Origin of the sequence: Pseudomonas palmensis (assembly GCF_049942755.1) — a bacterium.
Taxonomy (GTDB): domain Bacteria; phylum Pseudomonadota; class Gammaproteobacteria; order Pseudomonadales; family Pseudomonadaceae; genus Aquipseudomonas; species Aquipseudomonas palmensis.
The window spans coordinates 1,662,636-1,684,230 of sequence record NZ_CP187958.1; the positions used below are offsets into that span (position 1 = coordinate 1,662,636).

The 21,595-nt window shown below is 64.4% G+C and carries 17 protein-coding genes and 1 pseudogene; 7 read left to right on the top strand and 11 right to left on the bottom strand.

Features of this window, described 5'->3' with window-relative positions:
• Positions 1–86 precede the first annotated feature (86 nt).
• Both osmE and ACPRTJ_RS07585 read left to right on the top strand, forming a co-directional pair.
• On the top strand, positions 87–431 hold the full coding sequence (osmE, locus tag ACPRTJ_RS07580) for an osmotically-inducible lipoprotein OsmE (protein ID WP_043863505.1): 345 nt from the start codon (positions 87–89) through the stop codon (positions 429–431).
• Positions 432–516: 85 nt separating this feature from the next.
• Positions 517–1,047, top strand: coding sequence for a ferritin-like domain-containing protein (locus tag ACPRTJ_RS07585; RefSeq protein ID WP_043863506.1), 531 nt, complete (start codon positions 517–519; stop codon positions 1,045–1,047).
• 85 nt (positions 1,048–1,132) lie between these two features.
• Here ACPRTJ_RS07585 and ACPRTJ_RS07590 read toward each other — a convergent pair whose 3' ends face one another.
• Complete coding sequence (locus ACPRTJ_RS07590; RefSeq protein WP_043863507.1) at positions 1,133–3,205, bottom strand: AsmA family protein; 2,073 nt, start codon at positions 3,203–3,205, stop codon at positions 1,133–1,135.
• A 177-nt stretch (positions 3,206–3,382) separates the two neighbouring features.
• On the opposite strand from ACPRTJ_RS07590, the pseudogene ACPRTJ_RS07595 reads away from it, so the two are divergent.
• The 3 genes and pseudogenes from ACPRTJ_RS07595 to ACPRTJ_RS07605 all read left to right on the top strand — a co-directional run.
• A pseudogene (locus tag ACPRTJ_RS07595) lies at positions 3,383–3,658 on the top strand (phage infection protein); the annotation flags it as partial.
• A 112-nt stretch (positions 3,659–3,770) separates the two neighbouring features.
• Positions 3,771–4,403: a TetR family transcriptional regulator gene (locus tag ACPRTJ_RS07600; protein WP_043863508.1), complete on the top strand. Its 633-nt coding sequence runs from the start codon at positions 3,771–3,773 to the stop codon at positions 4,401–4,403.
• A 90-nt stretch (positions 4,404–4,493) separates the two neighbouring features.
• Positions 4,494–5,603: an AGE family epimerase/isomerase gene (locus ACPRTJ_RS07605; RefSeq protein ID WP_043863509.1), complete on the top strand. Its 1,110-nt coding sequence runs from the start codon at positions 4,494–4,496 to the stop codon at positions 5,601–5,603.
• 66 nt (positions 5,604–5,669) lie between these two features.
• Here the strand turns inward: ACPRTJ_RS07605 and ACPRTJ_RS07610 are convergent, their stop codons facing one another.
• The 6 genes from ACPRTJ_RS07610 to ACPRTJ_RS07635 form a co-directional block, all read right to left on the bottom strand.
• Positions 5,670–6,434, bottom strand: coding sequence for an SDR family oxidoreductase (locus ACPRTJ_RS07610; protein WP_043863510.1), 765 nt, complete (start codon positions 6,432–6,434; stop codon positions 5,670–5,672).
• 804 nt (positions 6,435–7,238) lie between these two features.
• On the bottom strand, positions 7,239–7,955 hold the full coding sequence (locus ACPRTJ_RS07615) for an ABC transporter ATP-binding protein (protein WP_043863511.1): 717 nt from the start codon (positions 7,953–7,955) through the stop codon (positions 7,239–7,241).
• Positions 7,952–8,827 carry an ATP-binding cassette domain-containing protein gene (locus ACPRTJ_RS07620; protein WP_054916169.1) on the bottom strand — a complete coding sequence of 292 codons (876 nt, stop codon included), beginning with the start codon at positions 8,825–8,827 and terminating at the stop codon, positions 7,952–7,954. The genes ACPRTJ_RS07615 and ACPRTJ_RS07620 overlap by 4 nt, the downstream gene beginning before the upstream one ends.
• On the bottom strand, positions 8,824–10,107 hold the full coding sequence (livM, locus tag ACPRTJ_RS07625) for a high-affinity branched-chain amino acid ABC transporter permease LivM (protein WP_426428516.1): 1,284 nt from the start codon (positions 10,105–10,107) through the stop codon (positions 8,824–8,826). The genes ACPRTJ_RS07620 and livM overlap by 4 nt, the downstream gene beginning before the upstream one ends.
• Before the next feature lie 2 nt (positions 10,108–10,109).
• Positions 10,110–11,024, bottom strand: coding sequence for an ABC transporter permease subunit (locus ACPRTJ_RS07630; protein ID WP_043863513.1), 915 nt, complete (start codon positions 11,022–11,024; stop codon positions 10,110–10,112).
• A gap of 162 nt (positions 11,025–11,186) precedes the next feature.
• Positions 11,187–12,323 carry a branched-chain amino acid ABC transporter substrate-binding protein gene (locus ACPRTJ_RS07635; RefSeq protein ID WP_253087316.1) on the bottom strand — a complete coding sequence of 379 codons (1,137 nt, stop codon included), beginning with the start codon at positions 12,321–12,323 and terminating at the stop codon, positions 11,187–11,189.
• A 458-nt stretch (positions 12,324–12,781) separates the two neighbouring features.
• Here ACPRTJ_RS07635 and pncB point away from each other — a divergent pair, with 458 nt between their 5' ends.
• Complete coding sequence (gene pncB / locus ACPRTJ_RS07640) at positions 12,782–13,984, top strand: nicotinate phosphoribosyltransferase (protein WP_043863515.1); 1,203 nt, start codon at positions 12,782–12,784, stop codon at positions 13,982–13,984.
• 3 nt (positions 13,985–13,987) lie between these two features.
• Complete coding sequence (gene nadE / locus ACPRTJ_RS07645; RefSeq protein ID WP_043863516.1) at positions 13,988–14,815, top strand: ammonia-dependent NAD(+) synthetase; 828 nt, start codon at positions 13,988–13,990, stop codon at positions 14,813–14,815.
• A gap of 101 nt (positions 14,816–14,916) precedes the next feature.
• On the opposite strand, the gene azu is transcribed toward nadE, so the two are convergent.
• The 4 genes from azu to ACPRTJ_RS07665 form a co-directional block, all read right to left on the bottom strand.
• On the bottom strand, positions 14,917–15,363 hold the full coding sequence (gene azu, locus ACPRTJ_RS07650; RefSeq protein WP_043863517.1) for an azurin: 447 nt from the start codon (positions 15,361–15,363) through the stop codon (positions 14,917–14,919).
• 295 nt (positions 15,364–15,658) lie between these two features.
• Entirely contained in the window at positions 15,659–16,561 is a 903-nt protein-coding gene (locus ACPRTJ_RS07655; RefSeq protein ID WP_100632902.1) for a transglutaminase family protein, read from the bottom strand.
• Positions 16,561–19,032 carry a circularly permuted type 2 ATP-grasp protein gene (locus ACPRTJ_RS07660; protein ID WP_196932994.1) on the bottom strand — a complete coding sequence of 824 codons (2,472 nt, stop codon included), beginning with the start codon at positions 19,030–19,032 and terminating at the stop codon, positions 16,561–16,563. Before ACPRTJ_RS07660 ends, ACPRTJ_RS07655 begins: the two co-directional genes overlap by 1 nt.
• A 180-nt stretch (positions 19,033–19,212) precedes the next feature.
• Positions 19,213–21,516, bottom strand: coding sequence for a YgiQ family radical SAM protein (locus tag ACPRTJ_RS07665; protein WP_043863520.1), 2,304 nt, complete (start codon positions 21,514–21,516; stop codon positions 19,213–19,215).
• Positions 21,517–21,595 lie beyond the last annotated feature (79 nt).

Here is a 21,595-nt window from a genome sequence, read left to right on the forward strand (position 1 = left end):
CAATGGCAACTGCAATCGAACTCCCGGCGTGCGCTGCGGTTCCAACCCTTATCAGGCCATGACGGCCTTCACAAGGGAGCGAGACCATGTACAAGCACGCCCTGGCAGCCCTGCTGGCAAGCGCCACCCTGGTAGGCTGCGGCAGCAACCGCCCTGAAAACCCTGTGGACTACGTGACCTACCGCGAACAGCCGCTGGTCAAGCAGGTGGGCAACGGCATGACCATGCAGCAGGTGATCGCCATCGGCGGCAGCCCTTCCTCCGTCATCGACCTGCCCCACGGCGGCACATGCAACAACTACGTGCTAAACCATGAAGGCAAGCAACAGGCTTACTACGTGCGTTTCGATGCCACCGGGCATGTGGATGCCAAGGGCTTCAAGACGTGCGAGCAACGCCAGAAGGACGAACAGGCCCTTCCCGGCGCGTAAAACTTTTAGCGCGCCAATCAATCACACACTGTGCACCCGACGCGCCGTCAGAGCGTGAAACCCCGTTTTCAGCTTGGAGAACATGATGAGCAACGTTGAACTGACCGATGTACAAACCCTGCGCCACCGCGCCCGCCAGCACGTGGAAGACGGTGCGGTGACCGAAGGCTACACCGCCGACCGCGAAAAGATCCTGCGCCTGCTGAACGAGTCGCTGGCCACCGAGTGGGTGTGCGTACTGCGCTACAAACGCCACTACTTCATGGCCGAGGGAATCAAGGCCAACGTGGCCGCCGAAGAGTTCCTGGAGCACGCCAACCAGGAGATGGAGCACGCCGACAAGCTGGCCGAGCGCATCGTGCAGCTGGGCGGCGAACCGGACTTCAACCCCGACAACCTGAGCAAGAACTCCCACGCGCAGTACGTGGCAGGCAAGACCCTCAAGGAAATGGTGCTCGAAGACCTGGTCGCCGAGCGCATCGCCATCGACAGCTACCGCGAGATCATCCAGTACATCGGTGACAGCGACCCGACCACCCGGCGCATCTTCGAAGACATCCTGGCCCAGGAAGAAGAGCACGCGGACGATATGGCGGATCTGCTCAAAGGGCTGTAAACCGCAGCGACTTCATCGCGGGTCAAGCCCGCTCCCACAGGGTCCGTGGTGATCCTTGTGGGAGCGGGCTTGACCCGCGATGCGTTTAGCCAGCCTTGACGGTCTTGGGCGCCTTGCCCGAACGCATCTGCTCCAGCAACGGCGTGCACTGGTTCTCGTCCCCGCCGCTGGGCGCCACCAGCGCCAGCAACGCCGCCGCCGGCGCTACCGCCACCCCCAACGCCACCATCCCCGCCCCGCGCAACGCCAGCGGAATCGCCTGCACGCCTGCACTCGGCTTGGCGAACGGCCCGCGCACGTACAACGGCGAGCGCAGCGAGAACAGGCGCAGGCCCTTGGACTCGGGGTTGATCTTCAGGTCCAGTTGCTCGGTGGCGAAGTTGGCCGTGCCATCGATGTAGATGATCGCGTTCTCGGTGTCGAACACGAACAGGCGCGTACTGGCCAGGCCGTCCTTGATGCCGAAGTCCGCCGCCGCGCAGTTGATCTTCACCTCGTTGTCGCCAAACAGCTTGCCCACCACGTAGTTGCCCACGTTGAGCCCGGCGATCTCCATCAGGCCACGGCTGATCGCGCCATCGTTGATCAGCAGCCGCAGGTCGCCATTGGAGGTGCCGAGCAAGGCCGCCACAGAGTTGCCGCGGCCACTGATGTCGGCATCGCCATTGAGCGCACCGAAGCTGGTCTTCATCGGTTCGAAGGTGGGGAACAGCTGCTTGAGCTTGAAGTTGCGCGCACTCAGGCGCGCACGCCCCTGCATCGGCACCGCGCGGCCATCCAGGCGGATCTGCGCATCCAGCTTGCCGCCGGCCACGCCGAAACTCAGCGGCTCCAGGCGGAGCACGCCGTCATCGAGCACAAAGTGCGCGGCCAGGTCCTTGAAGGGCAGTTCTTCGCTGTGCACGATGCGCTTGCCGCTGAAGCTCACGTCGGCGTCCATGGTGCGCCAGCGCTCGGTGCGAAACTCCTCCACCGGCAGCACCTTGCCGGCCGGCTGCTTGCTCGCGCCACCACGGGCCTTCTGTTCGGCGTTGGAGTCGGCGCCGATCAGCGGGCCAAGATCCTTGAACAGCAGTTGGTTGGACACCAGCTTGCCGGTGAGCTTTGGCCGCGGCTGGCTGGCGACGAAGGCCAGGTCGCCATGGATATCACTGTCGCCGATCTTGCCGTTGAAGCCCTCGTAGCGGAACACCGCCCCGCCCGGCTCGTGCAGCTTGGCGATCAGGTGGCCGTCGGTGGAATAGGCCGGCGAGTCGGGCAGGGTCACCCCGGTCAGCGGGTACAGATTGCCCAGGCTTGCGCCCGACAGGCGCAGGCGCAGGTCGAGCGCGCCAAGGTTGCGCGGGTCGGTCAGGGTGCCGGCCACCGCGACGCGCGTGTCGGCGATGCGCACGTCAGCCTGCAGCGGAAACGGCTGCGTGGCGTCCTGCAGTGCCAGCAGCCCGCCGATCTTGCCGCTGCCATTCAACGGCTGGCCCTTGTAGCGGCCGTCGACCTTGAAGCCGAAGGCGTAGTCCTGGGGCGCCGAGCCCTGGCTCGCCGCCTTGTCGGCGCTGGCCTTGCCGACGATGTCGGTGAACGGAATGGGCTTGCCCAGCGGGTCGACCTGCACCTTCACCACGGTCTTGAGGGTCTGGTCGTCGAAGGCCACCTCGCCCTTGTCGAAGCCGATGGCGCCGATATCCAGCACCCATTTGGACGGCTCGGCGTTCTCGTCCTTGGGCCCGAAATCGAAGGTCCAGTTGGCGCGGCCATCGGCCAGGCGCTTGAGGCTGGCCACCGGCAGCGTCAGGTCGATACGCGGGATCACGATGCGCTGGGCCAGCAGCGGCAGCGGCGAGAGGCGAAACTCCACGCGCTGCAGGCCGACCATCTGCGGCGCCTTGAGCCACTCGGGGTTGCCCAGGGTCAGGTCCTGGGCGATGAAGCGCGGCCATGGCACCCAGGCGCGCCAGCCGCCCTCGTCGCGATCGCGCTGCCAGCGCACGGCCAGGTCGCCATTGATCGCAAAGGGTCGGTGCAAGGCCTCGGAGACCTTTTCGTTGAGGGTGGGCTTGATGCGGTTCCAGTCGAAGGTGGCGATGACGATGATCAGGACCGCCAGCAACAACAGCACAGTGGCGAAGGTCCAGGTGAGAATTTTGGCAGGGCGCGTCATTGCACGAATCTCCTGATGACAGCATGGCGAACAGCCATGCCCGTTGAGGGCACTTAACACTTCCGACTATCAATGCCGTCGATTGTTACCATTATCTTTATGAACTTCTTTATCTGACCCCCAAGCGTAGCATTGGCGCCGTACCCACTTACCAGCCCTCCCAAGGAGCGCCAGATCATGAAACGCCCATTGCTGCTCAGTTTTGCCCTCAGCCTGCTGGCTGCCAACGCCTTCGCCGTACCCGCCACCGAACAGAACCTCTCGGCCGAAGCCCGCGACAGCGCCAGCGTCATTGCACAGCCCCTCAAGACCCTGGCCGAAGGCGGTTCTGACCGCCTGATCGAGCGCAGCAACCGCGTTGCCGAAGGTGGTTCCGACCGCCTTGTCGAACGCAGCACTCGCATCGCCGAAGGCGGCTCGGACCGTCTGATCGAACGCAACAGCCGCGCGAGCTGAGCCCATGCGCCAGTGCCCGCGCCCACAGCCCGGTCCATCGACCGGGCTTTGTTTTTTGCGGCCCAGGCCCTAGAGTGCAGGGCTGTATGACTGTGAACCGATACTCGCCATGCTGCCGCGCGCCGAACAAAAGCTACAGACCCGACAGGCCCTGCTGGATGCCGCCCGCCACCTGATGGAGAGCGGCCGAGGCTTCGGCAGCATCAGCCTGCGCGAGGTAGCCAAGACCGCCGGCATCGTGCCCACCGGCTTCTACCGCCACTTCTGCGACCTGGACCAGCTGGGGCTGGCACTGGTCAACGAGGTGGACGAAACCTTCCGCCAGACCATCCGCCTGGTGCGCCACAACGAATTCGAACTGGGCGGCATCACCGATGCTTCGGTGCGCATCTTTCTCGATGTGGTGGCGGCCAACCGGGCGCAGTTCCTGTTCCTGGCCCGCGAGCAGTACGGTGGCTCGCAGCCGGTGCGCCAGGCCATCGCCAAGCTGCGCGAAGGGATCAGCTCGGACCTGGCGGCGGACCTCAAACGCATGCCGCGCTGGCGGCATCTGGACGACGCGGCACTGGGGGTGATGGCCGACCTGGTGGTCAAGACCGTGTTCGCCACCCTGCCCGAGCTGATCGACTCGCCGGCCGAGCCGGTACCGGGGCAGTTGAGCGCGCAGGCGAAGATCACCCAGCAGTTGCGCTTCATCTTTGTCGGGGCCAAGTACTGGCAAGGGCTCGGCGATCTGCGCTGAGCCCTTGGCTTGCCAGCGAAGGGGTGCTCAAGCCGAACCGCAATTCCTGCTACCATGCGCCACAAACGCCCACCGCGACGACGCCTCTCCATGCCCGACCTTCGTACCGCCCAGCCTGAACTCCCTGCCCTGCTCGACAGCGTCCAGCAGCACTTCGCCCAGCGCATCGTGCCGCTGTGGCAAGGCCCGGGCTGGAACGCGGACATGGCCCTGCCATTCGAAGCCCTCGACCCGCAGCACCGGCCCCTGCCGGTACAGCGCTACCGTGCCATGGCCTGCGCGCGCCAGCTATACCTGTTCAGCAGCCGCATCGAGCAGCCTGGCGCCGCGGAACGTGCCGCCGCCCTGCTGCGCACCCTGCAACGCCACTTTCACGACGCCGAGCACGGTGGCTGGTTCTACAGCATCGACGCCCAGGGCAACCCGCTGGACCGCACCAAGGACCTCTACACCCACGCCTTCATCGTGTTCGCCTGCGCGCATTACTGGGGCAAGGTGAACGAAGCAATGGCCGAGTCGACCTTGAATGCAGCCCTTGAAGTGGTGCTGGAGCGCTTTGCCACCGAGCACGGCCTGTACGAGGCGAGCCTGGCCGAAGACTGGTCGACGCTGGGCAGCGGGCCGTTGCAGAACCCGCTGATGCACCTGGCCGAAGCCTTTCTCGCCACCCTGTCGGTGCGTCACGACGCGGTGGTACAGGACGCGCTGGTGAACCTCACCGAGGCCATGCAGGCGCACTTCATCGACCCGGCACATGGGGTGATGCTGGAGAAACCGCGCGGGGCTGTGGATAACTGGTTCGAACCGGGGCACCAGTTCGAGTGGTTCTATCTGCTCGAATCCTCACCGCTGCTGCGCGGCGGCGCGCTGCATGGCTCGTTGAGCCGCGCATTCGGCTATGCCGAGCAACAGGGGGTAAAGGACGGTGCGGTGCTGGCGATGCTCAATGTCGACGGCAGCGTGCGTGACGCCACCCAGCGCATCTGGGCCCAGGCCGAATACCTGCGTGCGTTGGCGCTGCGGCCCGACAGCGCGGGCAAGGTGCTGGCGCAACTGCAGGCATTGCAGCAGAACTTTCTGCATGACGGCGGCTGGCATGAATGCCGCGACGCCAGTGGCGCGGTGAGCCGGCACGATATGCCGTCGACCACGCCGTACCACCTGGCGACCTGCCTGGAAGGGTTGCAGCGCGCCCTCTGATGCCTTCGCCAGCAACGCTGGCTCCTACATGAGTTGCAGGAGCCGGCCTTGCCGGCGAAAGTGCACTCAGGCCTTCGAACGATCGATCGAGAACCCCGCCCACGCCTGGCTCACCGGCATCAGCTCGAGGCTGTTGATGTTGATGTGCGCCGGCTGGTTGAGAATCCAGAAGATGGTCTCGGCAATGTCCTGCGGCTGGATCGGCTCGGCCCCGGCATAGGTGGCGTCGTAGCGCGCCTTGTCACCCCCGAAGCGCACCAGCGAGAACTCGCTCTCGCACAGCCCCGGCTCGATGTTGCTGACCCGCACGCCCGTGCCCTGCAGGTCGCAGCGCAGGCTCAGCGAGAACTGCCCGACAAACGCCTTGGTACCGCCATATACATGGCTGCCCGGGTACGGATAGTTGCCCGCCACCGACCCGACGTTGAGGATCGTCGCGCCACGCCCGTGGGCGATCAGGCGCGGCAGCAGCAGGCGGGTGCTGTACATCAGGCCCTTGATGTTGGTGTCGACCATGGTCTCCCAGTCGTCCAGGTCGCACTTGGGCGCCGGGTCGGCACCCAGGGCCAGGCCGGCGTTGTTGATCAGCCCGCGCAGCTTGGCAAAGGTCGGCGGCAAGCCTTCGATGGCCGCTTCCATGGCCTTGCGGTCACGCACATCGAGTACCAGGCCATGCACTTCGGTCTGCTTGGACAGCTCCGCACACAGCGCCTCCAGGCGCTCCTGGCGCCGACCGGTCAGCACCAGCGACCAGCCCGCCTCGGCGAAGCGACGTGCGCAGGCTTCGCCAAAACCGGAGGTGGCGCCCGTGATGAATACGGTGGAAGTCATGGAAAATCTCCTCGGGAAAACGTGCCCACGGGCAACTGATCGACAGGGCGTGCAGCATGCCCCGCCACGGCGCTGCGCAGCAAGCCGAAAATCAACTGTACAAAAAACGATCAAAACCCTGAAAGCCTTGCCCCGCAAGGCCCGGCGCGAGCTGTACGCACGTTATCCACAGGCCCTTCCACACAGACTGGGGGCAACTGCACAGGCTGCGGCCCACGGTTTGAGCGGGCTGTGGCCTGGCGTGGGAAGTATTTCGCTTGACCTGGCGGCCGCCCCTTGAACAACGCGACAGCCAGAGATGCAAAAGGATAACTGCAGTGATGGCCCGAGGCCTTTGATCTCGCTGCCTGCGCCAGTCTTTCCAGTGCTTGCCCACAGAGTTATCCACAGGCTGCACAGGTGAAATGAGGGGCAATCGACCTCGCCATAAAAGCCTTGACAAATGCCCGCTGCAGCGTCAGAAAAACCGCTGCTCAAAAAACAACCACACCTCTGTAAGCCTTGTATTACATGGTCTTCAGCCATGTACTACCAAGTTACCCACAGTCGGTTCCACACGAATCGGGGACAACTTCAATGCCTTTGAAAACAAGTGCCTGGAGCGACGTTGTGTCGCGTTACCTGCACACCTTCAAATAACTTTTCCACAATCTGCCGCAAGGCCGATCTGCGGCCCGATCGCGATTCAAGCCCGCTCCCACAAGGTTCACCGCTACCCCTGTGGGAGCGGGCTCGACCCGCGATTGGGTCGTAATACGCACAAAAAAAACCCCGGCAAGCCGGGGTCTTCTTTAATGTTCGCCGTCAGTGCCCACCCAGATACGCGTTGCGCACCTCCTCGTTGACCAGCAGTTCCTGGCCGGTGCCGGTCATGCGGATCTGCCCGTTGACCATCACGTAGGCGCGGTCCGACAGCTTGAGCGCATGGTTGGCGTTCTGTTCCACCAGGAAGATGGTCATGCCGGTCTTGGCCAGCTCGCGCAAGGTCGAGAAGATCTGCTTGACCACGATCGGCGCCAGCCCCAGCGACGGTTCATCCAGCAACAGCAACTTGGGCCGGCTCATCAGCGCCCGGGCAATCGCCAGCATCTGCTGCTCGCCACCGGACATGGTCATCGCCCGCTGGTTGCGCCGTTCCTTGAGCCGCGGAAAAAGCTCGAACATGCGCTGCATGTCCTCGCCGGCGAACTTGTCGCCAATCGGGATGGTGCCCATCATCAGGTTCTCTTCCACCGACATGTCCGGGAACACCCGGCGCCCCTCCGGCGACTGCGCAATGCCGTTGGAGGCGATGTAGTGGGACGACTTGTGGGTGATATCGGTGCCCCGGTAGAGGATCTGCCCCGACGCCGCGCGCGGCTGGCCGAAGATCGACATCAGCAGCGTGGACTTGCCCGCGCCGTTGGAGCCGATCAGGCTTACCGTCTCGCCTTCGTCGATGTGCATCGAGACCTTTTTCAGCGCCTGGATCGGGCCGTAGAACACGTCCAGGTCCTTCAGTTCGAGGATCGGTACGCTCATGCCAGCTCCTCTTCATCGGCGCCCAGGTAGGCCGCGATCACCGTCGGGTTGTTGCGGATCTCCTGCGGCGCGCCCTCGGCGATCACGTTGCCGTGGTCCAGCACCACGATATGGTCGGAAATGCTCATTACCATGCCCATGTCATGTTCGATCAGTACCACCGTCAGGTCATGCTCGTCGCGCAGCACGCGGATCATGCGGCTGAGCGCCTCGGTTTCCTGCGGGTTTAGGCCGGCGGCGGGTTCGTCCAGGCAGATGATCTGCGGGCGCGTGCACATGGCCCGGGCAATTTCCAGGCGGCGCTGCTGGCCATACGAGAGCTCGCCGGCCAGGCGGTTGGCGCAGTCCACCAGGTCGACCACCTCCAGCCAGTAGAAGGCATGGTCCAGGGCGTCGCTCTCGGCCTGACGGTAGGCCTTGGTGTTGAGCACTCCGGCCAGCAGGTTGCGGTTGACCCACATGTGCTGGGCCACCAGCAGGTTCTCCACCACCGACATTTCCTTGAACAGGCGAATGTTCTGGAAGGTACGCGCCAGCCCCGCCCGGTTGACCAGGTGGGTGCCGCCGAACATCTTGTAGTACAGGCGGCTGGCAAAGCTTCTGGGCGACACGAAGTCGGCCGCCTGGAAGCGTTCGCCCAGCAGCTGGATGACATTGGTGCGGGTGCCGCGCAGGTTCAGCTCGATCTTGCCGCCGCTGGCCTTGTAGAACCCGGTAAGGCAGTTGAACACGGTGGTCTTGCCCGCGCCGTTGGGGCCGATAAGCGCGAAGATGGCGTTGCGCCGGACCTTCAGGCTCACGTCGCTGAGCGCCTTGATGCCGCCGAACTGCATCATCAGGTTGTCGACCGAAAGAATCACTTCGTCGCTCATGGCGCCACTCCTTTACGCGGGACCACACCGATGCGGCTGATGCGGATCAGCCCACGCGGTCGCCAGATCATCATCAACACCATCAGCACGCCGAACAGCAGCACGCGGTACTCGGAGAAGCTGCGCAGCAGCTCCGGCGCCACGGTAAGCACGAAGGCGGCGATCACCACCCCGACCGTCGAGCCCATGCCGCCGAGCACCACGATGGCCAGGATCAGCGCCGACTCGAAGAAGGTGAACGAGGACGGGTTGACGAAGCCCTGGTAGCTGGCGAAGAACACCCCGGCCAGGCCTGCGGTGGACGCACCCAGGGTGAACGCCGAGAGCTTGACCAGCACATGGTTCAGGCCCATCGAGCGGCAGGCGATCTCGTCCTCGCGCAGCGCTTCCCAGGCGCGCCCCACCGGCATGCGGGTGAGCCGGTGCTTGATGTACAGCACCGCCAGCACCACCAGGAACAGCACGATGTAGATGAACAGGAATTTCACGTTGGGGTTGTAGTCGATGCCGAAGAACTCGTGGAACGGTACCCCGCCGTCCTTGGCCCGGCGCCCGAATTCCAGGCCCATGAAGGTCGGCGACGGTACCGGCATGCCGTTGGGCCCGCCGGTGAACGACAGCCAGTTGTTGAGCACCAGGCGGATGATCTCGCCAAAGCCCAGGGTCACGATAGCCAGGTAGTCCCCGTGCATCCTCAGCACCGGAAAGCCCAGTATGCAGCCGGCCAGTGCCGCGGCGATCGCCGCCAGCGGCAGCACCGTCCAGAAGCCCAGCCCCAGGTACTGGTAGCCCAGCGCCAGGCCATAGGCACCGATGGCGTAGAACGCCACGTAGCCCAGGTCGAGCAGCCCGGCCAGGCCCACCACGATGTTCAGCCCCAGGCCCAGCAGCACGTAGATCAGCCCGAGGATGACCACGGTAAGCAGGTACTTGTTGGCGAAGAACGGGAACACGATGGCAATCACGATCAGTGCCGGGATGATCCAACGCAGGCGCGACTTGTAGTCCGGCGCCAGCACATGCACACCCGAGCCACTGCTCTCGAAGCCCTGCAGGATGGCCTGGCCCTTGCTGGTCTGCAGGAACAGGCTGAGCACGAAGCGCCCCAGCATCACCCCCGCCACCAGCCAGGCGACACGCGCGGGCTGCATGTTGAAGCTGTAGCCGTCGAGCACCACGCCGACGATGGGGCCGAACACGATCAGGGAAATCAGCCCGGCGAGAACCATATCGACCAGGCTGCGCTTGATATCGATGGAAGCGTTTTTGGCAGCAGACATACTTACACCTTGGCCACGAGTGGGCGACCCAGCAGGCCTTGGGGACGGAAGATCAGGATCAGTACCAGCAGCGAGAAGCTGAACACGTCCTTGTAGTCGGAGTTGATCAGCCCGGAGAACAGCGACTCGGAAATCCCCAGGATGATGCCCCCGAGCATCGCGCCCGGCAGCGAGCCGATACCGCCCAGCACCGCCGCGGTGAAGGCCTTGATGCCGATGATGAAGCCGGCATAGAAGTCGAAGGTGCCGTAGTTCATGGTGATCAGCACGCCGGCCAGCGCGGCCATCACCGCGCCGATGACGAACACGTAGGAGATCACCCGGTCGGTGTTGATGCCCAGGATCGAGGCCATCTTGCGGTCCTGCTGGGTGGCCCGGCACATGCGCCCCAGCTTGGTGAACTTGATGATGTAGGTGAGCGCGGCCATGCCGACGAAGGCTGCCACCAGGATGAAGATCTTGGTGTAGGTCAGTTGCACGAAGCCGGTGCCCACTTCAAGGCGCCAGGCGCCTTCGAGCAGGGTCGGCACGCCCTGTTGGCGGGCGCCCTGGCTGATCTGCGCGTAGTTCTGCAGGATCAGCGAAATGCCGATGGCACTGATCAGCGGTGCCAGCCGGGTGGAGTTGCGCAGGGGTTTGTAGGCGATGCGTTCGATGGTCCAGCCATACACGCCGGTGACCACCACCGTGAAGATCAGCGTCCCGAGCATCAGCAGGGGAAAGGACTCGATACCGAAATACGCCAGCAATGCCAGGCTGATAGCCGCCAGGTAGGCGGAAATCATGTACACCTCGCCGTGCGCGAAGTTGATCATGCCGATGATGCCATAGACCATTGTGTAGCCGATGGCGATCAGACCATAGACCGACCCCAGGGTCAGACCATTGATCAGTTGCTGCAGGAAAATACCATCCATAACGCAATCTCACGTATTTGAGATTGCACAAGCGCCGACCACGTTGCACCGCCGTTGAGGCGGTACAAGCGGCGCCGGGTTGTGCAGATCTACGAGAAAAGACAGGTACGGCAAAAACCGGGGCGCGCCCCGGGCAGCGAGTGCCCGGGGTGCCGGCCGTTGTTATTTTTGTTTTTCCAGTTGGTGATACTTGCCGTCCTTGTCCCACTGGTAGACCACGTAGTCGGACACGGTCAGGTCACCCTTGGCGTCCCACTTCTTCTCGCCCATCACGGTCTGCACCGGGTTGGCCTTGAGCCACTTGGCAGCGTCTTCACCCTTGTTCGACTTGGAACCGTTGAACGCGGCGGCCAGGGCCTGGATCGAGGCGTAGGCGTACAGGGTGTAGCCTTCGGGCTCGGTACCGGCCTTGCGGAACTCGTCCACCACCGCCTTGCTGTCGGGCAGCAGGCGCGGGTCGGCGCCAAAGGTCATGTACACGCCATCGACGTACTGCTTGCCGCCGGCGGTGGCCACCAGTTCGTCGGTAACGATGCCGTCATCGGACATGAACTTGACGTCCTTGAGCCCCTGCTCGCGCAACTGGCGTACCAGCGGGCCGGCTTCGGGGTGCAGGCCGCCGAAGTAGACCACGTCGGCACCGGTGGAGCGGATCTTGGTGACCACGGCGCTGAAGTCCTTCTCGCCACGGGTCAGGCCCTCGTACAGCACCGGGGTGACGCCGCGCTTGGTCAACTGCGCCTTGGTGGCGTCGGCCAGGCCCTGGCCATAGGTGTCCTTGTCGTGCAGCACGGCAACCTTCTTGCCCTTGAGCACATCGACGATGTAGTCGCCGGCCACGATGCCCTGCTGATCGTCGCGCCCGCACATGCGGAACATGGCGCTCAGGCCACGTTCGGTGACCTGCGGGTTGGTCGAGCCGGGGGTGATGGCGATGACCCCGGCCTCGTCGTACACCTCCGACGCCGGGATGGTGTTGGACGAGCAGAAGTGCCCGACCACACCGATGACCTTGTCCTGGTCGACCAGGCGGTTGGCCACGGCCACCGCCTGCTTGGGCTCGCAGGCATCGTCGCCCTTGACCAGCACGATCTTCTCGCCGTTGATGCCGCCCGCGGCATTGATCTTGTCGGTGGCCGCCTGCGCACCTTTCATGTATTGCTCGCCAAACGCCGCGTTGGCACCGGTCATCGGGCCCGCTACACCGATCTTGACGTCGGCCTGTACATACGAAGACACGCCCATCGCCGTGGCAACGGCGAGGGCCAGAAAGCCTTTCTTGTAAAACGTCTGCGACATGAGGTGGTGCTCCTGAGTTTTTTTGGTTGGCACTACAACGTTCAGCAATTGCGATGAGCAAGGGCCGTGCCATTGGATTTTTATTCTGTAAAAACTCGCGATCAGGTTCGGCAGGCGCCGCTTTCGCGCCTTTTCCACGGGCCGTGCAACCTCCTGCCCTGCACCTGGCGCCACCCACGAACCGCTTGAAGCGCAACCCTTGAGTGCCATCATTGCAACCCTGACCTGTGTTTACGTGCAACCAGCCTGTAACAAGATACGTAACCGAACTGCACATCCTTGGTGCGCATCTGCTACAGCGGGCACCATAAGAGGCTAGCTGGCCAATGCGAAAACCGCCGCTACCCATAGCCTGCTACCGAATTACCCCGTCGGCGCCGGCCTCAGCGGCAAAAAGACTGGCACAATGGGCTGCAATGGCGGCCCCGGATGGGCGCACGCCCCACCTGGAGTCCTTTATGAGCGAAAGTGCCTTCGCCAACCGCATCGTGCAGAGCCTGCTCGATACTGATTTCTACAAGCTGACGATGATGCAGGCGGTGCTGCACAACTACCCCAACGTGGATGTGGAGTGGGAGTTCCGCTGCCGCAACGGCGAAGACCTGCGCCCCTATCTGGCGCAGATCCGCGCACAGATCGAGCGCCTCAGCGAGCTGAGCATCAGTGCCGAGCAGTTGGGCTTCCTGGAGCAGATCAGCTTCATGAAGCCGGACTTCCTGCGCTTTCTGGGGCTGTTTCGCTTCAACCTGCGCTACCTGCACCTGGCCATCGAGCACGATGAACTGGTATTGCGCCTGCACGGTCCGTGGCTGCACGTGATCCTGTTCGAGGTGCCGCTGCTGGCGATCATCAGCGAGGTGCGCAACCAGCACCGTTATCCACAGATCAAGCTGGTGGATGCACGCGACCAGCTGTACCGCAAGTTCGACTGGCTGCGCGCCAATGCCAGCAGCGAGGAGCTGGCCGAACTGCAGGTGGCCGACTTCGGCACCCGCCGACGCTTCTCCTACAAGGTCCAGGAACAGGTGGTGAAGGTGCTGACGGCGGAGTTCCCGGCGCGCTTCGTGGGCACCAGCAACGTGCACCTGGCACGCAAACTGGATATCAAACCGCTGGGCACCATGGCCCACGAGTGGATCATGGCCCACCAGCAGCTCGGCCCGCGGCTGATCGACAGCCAGATCGCCGCCCTGGACTGCTGGGTGCGCGAGTACCGCGGGCTGTTGGGAATAGCACTGACCGACTGCATCACCATGGATGCATTCCTCGGCGACTTCGACCTGTACTTCGCCAAGCTCTTCGACGGCCTGCGCCATGACTCCGGCGATCCGGTGCAATGGGCAGAGAAGGCCATCGCGCATTACCGCAAGCTGGGGATCGACCCGATGACCAAGACGCTGGTGTTCTCGGACGGGCTGAACCTGACCAAGACCCTGGAGATATTCCGCGCCTTGCGCGGGCGCATCAATGTCAGCTTCGGCATCGGCACCAACCTCACCTGTGACATTCCCGGGGTGGCGCCGATGAGCATCGTCCTTAAAATGACCGACTGCAACGGCCAGCCCGTGGCGAAGATTTCCGATGAAGCGGCCAAGACCCAATGCCGCGACGCCAACTTCGTCGCCTACCTGCGCCACGTATTCAAAGTGCCCAAGGAGTAACCCATGCAAGCCGTCCAGCGAGAGATTGCGCAGCAGCTCAAGGTTCAGCCGCCGTTCGCCGACGCGGCCGCGCTCGAGGCCGAGAAGGCCCGGCGCGTGGCCTTCATCCAGCAATGCCTGAAGAACGCCGGGCTCAAGACCCTGGTGTTGGGCATCAGCGGTGGTGTCGACTCGCTGACCGGCGCCCTGCTCGCCCAGCGCGCGATCAACGAGCTGCGCGAACAGACGGGCGATGTGCATTACCGCTTCATCGCCGTACGCCTGCCGTATCAGGTGCAGCATGACGAGCATGACGCCCAGGCGTGCATCGATTTCATCCAGCCTGACGAATGCCATACGGTGAACATCGCGCCGGCGGTGCAGGCGCTGGCGGCCGAGGTCGAGGCGCTCAGGGACGGCAAGCCGGCGCTGGTGGATTTCGTGGTGGGCAACACCAAGGCGCGCATGCGCATGGTGGCGCAGTACACCATTGCCGGGGCACGTGGCGGGCTGGTGATCGGCACGGATCACGCGGCCGAGGCGGTGATGGGGTTCTTTACCAAGTTCGGTGACGGGGCCTGCGACCTGGCGCCGTTGAGCGGGCTGGTGAAACATCAGGTGCGCGACATTGCACGCAGCTTTGGCGCGCCGGAATCACTGGTGGAGAAGGTGCCGACCGCCGACCTGGAAGATCTGGCGCCGGGCAAGCCGGACGAGGCATCGCATGGGGTGACCTATGCGCAGATCGATGCGTTTCTGCACGGCGAGGCAGTGAGCGAGGAAGCGTTCGAGATCATCAGGCGCACGTACGAGAAGACGCATCACAAGCGCGAAATGCCATTCGCCCCGTAAAAGCATCGCGGGTCAAGCCCGCTCCCACAGGTACATCACTGCCTTCAAGACCAGTGTTGTACCTGTGGGAGCGGGCTTGACCCGCGATTGGCAACGCCGCGTTACTTCAGGGTAACAGTGCCTTTCATCATCGAGATGTGGCCAGGGAACGAGCAGAAGAAGCCGTACTTCTCGTCAGCCTTGAGCTTGGAAACATCGAAGGTCACCGAATCCTTCTCACCAGCACCGATCACCTTGGTGTGGGCGATCACGCGGTCATCACCTTCCTTCAGGTAATCCTTGTCGATACCGGCGCTCAGGCCGTCGGTGGCGATTGGCTGCATGTCAGCTTCTTTGCTGATCACCAGGTTGTGGCCCATGACGTTCTTCGGCAGGTTGCCCGAGTGGGTCAATTCGACGGTGAAAGTCTTGCAGCTCTTGTCGATCTCAATGGCCTTGGTGTTGAAGGACATCTGGTCGGTGGAATCGACCGTGACCTTGCAATCGGCAGCGAAGACCTGGGCACTGGCGAGGGTCAGCAGGGATACCGCAACAGCTTTGGCAAACATCGTGAATCTCCTTGGCAGGGGTTTTTTATCCGTTTCTATACTGCCCCAGAGCGTCCCCCACCGGCCTGATATGAGTCAAGGGGCAGGTTAGGCGCGCTGGTAGTAAATTTTCGCTATGGATTGTATACACAAAATCCGCGGGACCATCATGCGCCATTCAGGGACGATGAGACAACCTCTCAATTAGGAGTACAGGACATGTCCCTTGGTAGTCTGATGCGCAGCCTGCTGGCTGCCTATGCCTGCGGTGCCACTGGCAGCAACGTCGAATTCGCGCGGCCGGAGTAATGGGCCGTCACGCCGGGCCTTCATCCAGCGGCAACACCGTCACCTGCACCTGCGGGTCATGGCTGCCCCCGCCCAGAATCACCCCACGCAGCGGTGACACATCGGAAAAATCCCGGCCCCAGGCCAGGGTGATGTGCTCCAGCGCCGGCAGCAGGTTGTTGGTGGGATCGAAATCCACCCAGCCGTTGACCGGGCAATACACCGACACCCACGCATGCGAGGCATCGGCCCCGATCAGCCGGGCCTGCCCGGGCGGCGGGCGCGTCAGCAGGTAGCCGCTGACATAGCGCGCCGCCAGCCCGCGCGAGCGCAGGCACGCGAGCATCAGGTGGGCGAAGTCCTGGCACACGCCGCGGCGACGCTGCAGCACCTCCACCAGCGGGGTGGCCACCTGGGTGGCACCGGCATCGAAGGTGAACTGGCTGAAAATCTGCTGCATCAGGGCCTGCACGCACAGCAGCAACGGCTGGCCCGGGGCGAAACACGGCTCGGCAAACGCGACGAAACGCTGCTTCAGCCGCACATACGGCGATTCGAAACGAAAGCGGCACGCCTCCAGCGTGGCCGCAGGTAGCGCCTGCCCCGAATACGCCAGCGCCTGGCACACCTGTTCCCACGGCGGCGAGGCAGCCAGCACCGGCGCGGCGCGCGACAGCACGTTCACCTGCACCCGCGTCACCACGCGCAGTTGATCATGCTGGCGCTCCAGCGCCAGCCGGGTCAGCGGGTTGCCGAAGCCGTCGAGCTCGTCGCGCCGCCGGGTCGGCAGCGGGTCGACCTGCAATTGCCGGTCTTCGCACTGCTGCCAGGCACAGGCCCGTGGCCACAGATGCACCAGTTGCTGGGCCAGGGACACCGGGCTGTCATAGCGGTAATGGGTGTCGTGCAGTACCTGGTAGCGCGCGCTCATCAGGCCGACACCGTCTGCTGGCTGATGTCATCGACATGCACGAAGTGGCGCAGCGCCAGTCGCTCGGAGGCCTGCAGGCTGGCCTTGGCGATCTCGCCCAGCAACTCGGCCAGGCCATCGAGCACCGCGCGCACGCTGGCCTTGCCGAACAGCGCGTGCTCCAGGCTGCCCAGGTCGAAGTGGTACAGGCGCTCGGCCAGCAGGGCCAGGGTCGGGTCTGGCGGGCTGCCGAACTCATCGCTGGATCGCTCCAGGGCACGCACCAGCAGCTTGAGCTGGAACAGCACCGCATGGGGGTTCTGCTGGTCGAGCAGGAGCAGGTCCAGCACCGGAATCAACTGCGCCACCGCCAGGTAGCGCGAGCGGTAGGTGATGCTGCTGTTGCCCAGTTCAAGCAGCCATTCCAGGCCCGCCTGGTCGAAGGCGCCGGGGCCGCGCAGAAAACTGGCCAGGCTCAGGCTCAAGCCCTGCAGGCGCTCGATGCGCCGCCCGATCATCAGAAAGCGCCAGCCTTCATCGCGGGTCATGTCGTCCAGGGCAAAGCCGGACAGCGCCGCCAGCGACATCACCAGGCGGTTGAGAAAATCCAGCAGCTCGCCGAAGTCCGCCGTCTGCCCACCCAGCGCCTGGGCTTCGTGCTGCAACTCCACCAGCGCCTGCCAGTTCTCCCGCGAGAGCTTGCCGCGCACCTGGGCGGCGGTCCATTGCAGGCGCTGCAGGTTGGCGCGCAGGCTGAACGCCCAGTCGGCATCGAGCAAGGCGGCGCGCAGGCGCTCGGCCAGGGTGCCCTCGGGGGGCAGCAGCTCAAGCTCTTCGGCCAGGGCCACCGCCGCCTGCCAGGTGGACGGATGTTCGCCATCCAGGTAGCGGCTGAGCAGGATGCGCAGCAGGCGCGCGCTGGTGTCGCAGCGCTCGCAATAGCGGCCGAACCAGAACAGGTTTTCCACGACCCGCGACGGCAGGTACGGGTCCTGGCGGATCAGATCGGCCACGCCAAGGGTGCGGCTGGCCTGCCACTGTTCGCCGACCGGGGCCGCCTCGCCGAGTACCCAGGTGTCCTTGCTGGCCCCGCCGCGCTGCATCGACACCACCTCGGCATCGGCCAGGGCGGCCACCCGGGTCAAGCCGCCGGGCAGCACCCGGTAGCCATCGGCGGTGGCCACCGCATATACCCGCATGCCGATCGGCCGCGCCTGCAGCGTGCCCTGCCATACCGGCGCCTGGGACAACTGCGCCAGTTCCTGTGCCACGTAGGCATACGGGCGTGCACGGATGCGCCCGGCCAAGGCATCGCGCGCCGCCTCGTCCAGGTCGCGCCCGAACAGCGCAGCGAAACTCTGCGAGGGGAACGCCGGCTTGATCAGCAGCTCCGGCAGCCTGGCCAGGGCCTGCTCCAGCGCAGGCGGCTCGCCGCACCACCAGGTGGCGATCGACGGCAGGCTCAGGGCCTCGCCGAACAGGTGCTGGTTGATGGCCGGCAGAAAGCCGAGCAGGCCGGGAGATTCGAGCACCCCGCTGCCCAGCGCATTGGCCACCAGCACGCGGCCCTGGCGTACCGCGTCGAGCAGGCCGGGCACGCCGAGGGCCGAGTCGGTACGCAGTTCCAGCGGGTCGCAGAAATCGTCGTCCAGGCGGCGCATGATCGCGTGCACCCGGCGCAGCCCGCCCAGGGTCTTGAGGTAAACCGTGGCATCGCGCACGGTCAGGTCGCTGCCTTCGACCAGTGGGTAACCCAGCTGGCGGGCGAGGAACAGGTGCTCGAAATAGCTTTCGTTGAAGCGCCCCGGGGTCAGCAGTACCACCAGTGGCGGTTCCTGGCCGCTGGGTGCCAGGCGCAGCAGGCTCTGTTGCAGGTTGCGAAAGAAGCCGGCCAGGTGCTGCACGTGCAGGTCGCGGTACAGGTCCGGCAGGGTGCGCGTGACCAGCGTGCGGTTCTCCAGCGCGAAGCCGGCCCCGGAGGGCGCCTGGGTGCGGTCGGCGGTGACCCACCAGCGCCCATCGGGGCCACGGGCAAGGTCGGCAGCGTACACATGCAGGAAGGTCGAGCCGGGCGGTGTGATGCCCTGGCACGGCCAGAGAAAATTGTTGTGGCCGAACACCAGCTCGGACGGCAGCAGGCCTTCGCCGATCAGGCGCTGCGGGCCATAGATGTCGGCCAGTACCGCGTTGAGCAGGTGCGCGCGCTGGGCGATGCCCGCCGCCAGCGCCTGCCACTCCTGCGCGGGGATCAGCTGCGGCAGCAGGTCCAGCTCCCACGGGCGATCGGTGCCGTCGGGGTCGGCGTAGATGTTGTAGGTGACGCCGTTTTCCTGCAGATGGCGCGCCAGTTGGGCCTGGCGCTGGGCCAGCTGGGTGGGGCCGCTGCGTTGCAGGTGCTGGTGCAGGCGCTGCCAATGCGGGCGCACGCTGCCATCCGCCGCGAACATCTCGTGGTAGGAGGCAGGGCTTGGTGAGGCCAGCGGGTCAGCCATGGGCGTGCTCGGTGACGGCAGGTGATGCAGGGTAGCGTGTGGCGGGGATGGGGAGAAGGATGGATGTGGCCTTGCGGGCCTCATCGCGGGTCAAGCCCGCTCCCACAGGATAGTCAGTGGCCTACGGATCTGCACTGTACCTGTGGGAGCGGGCTTGACCCGCGATGGCCGCGACGCGTATCAGCGTGGCAACACCGGCTCGCGGGTCTTCTTGCCCTTGCCCTTGCCACCCTTGGCGGCGTCCTTGCGTGCCTTGGCCGCTTCCTGGTTACGCGCAAAGGCGGCCGCCTTGGCCTGCTCGCGCTTGTCCCACGGCTTGGCACCGTCGCTGGCACGCGGCGGCAAGCCGGTGTGCTGGGTCAGGATCTTGGTTTCCTTGGCCACCTTGTGGCTGCCCGCCGGCGTCGAGTTCTTGCGCCGCGCACTCTGGTAGCTGTCGGTCGCCGGCTGGTGCAGCGGGATCAACTGGTGCTTGGCCGGCCCGATCAGGTCGGCACGCCCCATGCGCTGCAGGGCTTCGCGCAGCATCGGCCAGCCCTTGGGGTCGTGATACCGCAGGAACGCCTTGTGCAGCCGGCGCTGCTCCTCGCTCTTGACGATGGTCACCGCGTCGCTCTTGTAGGTGACCTTGCGCAGCGGGTTCTTGCCCGAGTGGTACATGGCAGTGGCCGAGGCCATCGGCGACGGGTAGAACGCCTGCACCTGGTCGGCGCGAAAGCCATTGCCCTTGAGCCACAGGGCCAGGTTCATCATGTCTTCGTCGGTAGTGCCCGGGTGCGCCGCGATGAAGTACGGGATCAGGTACTGCTCCTTGCCCGCCTCCTTGGAGTACTTCTCGAACATGCGCTTGAAGCGATCGTAGCTGCCGATACCAGGCTTCATCATCTGGTTCAGCGGGCCTTCCTCGGTATGCTCCGGGGCAATCTTGAGGTAGCCGCCCACGTGGTGGGTGACCAGCTCCTTGACGTACTCCGGCGACTCGACTGCCAGGTCGTAGCGCAGGCCCGAGGCGATCAGGATCTTCTTCACCCCCGGCAGGTCACGCGCACTGCGGTACAGCTGGATCAGCGCCGAGTGGTCGGTGTTCAGGTTGGGGCAGATGCCGGGGAACACGCACGACGGCTTGCGGCACGCAGATTCGATTTCCGGGCTCTTGCAGGCAATGCGGTACATGTTGGCGGTCGGCCCGCCCAGGTCGGAGATGACCCCGGTAAAGCCCGGCACCTTGTCGCGGATTTCTTCGATCTCGCGAATGATCGAGTCGTGGGAACGGTTCTGGATGATGCGGCCTTCGTGCTCGGTGATCGAGCAGAAGGTGCAGCCACCGAAGCAGCCACGCATGATGTTCACCGAGAAGCGGATCATGTCGTAGGCCGGGATCTTCTCCTTGCCATACGCCGGGTGCGGGACGCGCGCATAGGGCATGCCGAACACGTAGTCCATCTCTTCGGTGGTCATCGGGATGGGCGGCGGGTTGAACCACACGTCCACCTCGCCGTGCTTCTGCACCAGCGCACGGGCGTTGCCCGGGTTGGTTTCCAGGTGCAGCACGCGGTTGGCGTGGGCGTAAAGCACCGCATCGCTGCGCACCTTCTCGTAGGACGGCAGGCGGATCACGGTCTTGTCGCGGGTCATGCGCGGGCTGGCCAGAATCTGCACCACCTTGGCTTCCTGCGGGTCCTCGACCGGGCCCTTCTCCTGCTCGATGGCGCAGGCCTGGGTGTCCTGGGTGTTCACGTACGGGTTGATGATCTTGTCGACCTTGCCCGGCCGGTCGATACGCGTGGAGTCCACTTCGTACCAGCCCTGCGGGGTGTCGCGGCGCACGAAGGCGGTACCGCGGATGTCGGTGATGTCTTCGATCTTGTGGCCGTAGGACAGGCGCTGGGCGACTTCGACGATCGCGCGTTCGGCGTTGCCGTACAGCAGGATGTCGGCGCAGGCGTCGATCAGGATCGAGTGCCGCACCTTGTCCTGCCAGTAGTCGTAGTGCGCGATGCGGCGCAGCGAGGCCTCGATGCCACCCAGCACGATCGGCACGTGCTTGTAGGCTTCCTTGCAGCGCTGGCTGTAGACCAGGCTGGCACGGTCGGGGCGCTTGCCGGCCAGGCCGCCCGGGGTGTAGGCGTCGTCCGAGCGGATCTTCTTGTCGGCGGTGTAGCGGTTGATCATCGAGTCCATGTTGCCGGCCGCGACACCGAAGAACAGGTTCGGCTCGCCCAGCTTCATGAAGTCGTCTTTGCTCTGCCAGTTCGGCTGGGCAATGATGCCCACCCGGAAGCCCTGGGCTTCGAGCAGCCGGCCGATGATGGCCATGCCGAACGACGGGTGGTCGACGTAGGCGTCACCGGTCACGATGATGATGTCGCAGGAATCCCAGCCGAGCTGATCCATCTCCTCCCTGCTCATCGGCAGGAATGGCGCTGGCCCGAAGCATTCGGCCCAGTACTTGGGATAGTCGAAAAGTGGTTTGGCTGCTTGCATGTCAGTGACCGGTTCTTGGTATCAGGGAAATCGCGGGCGCGGAATATAGCACAAATTTTGACCAATTCCGACGTCAGAA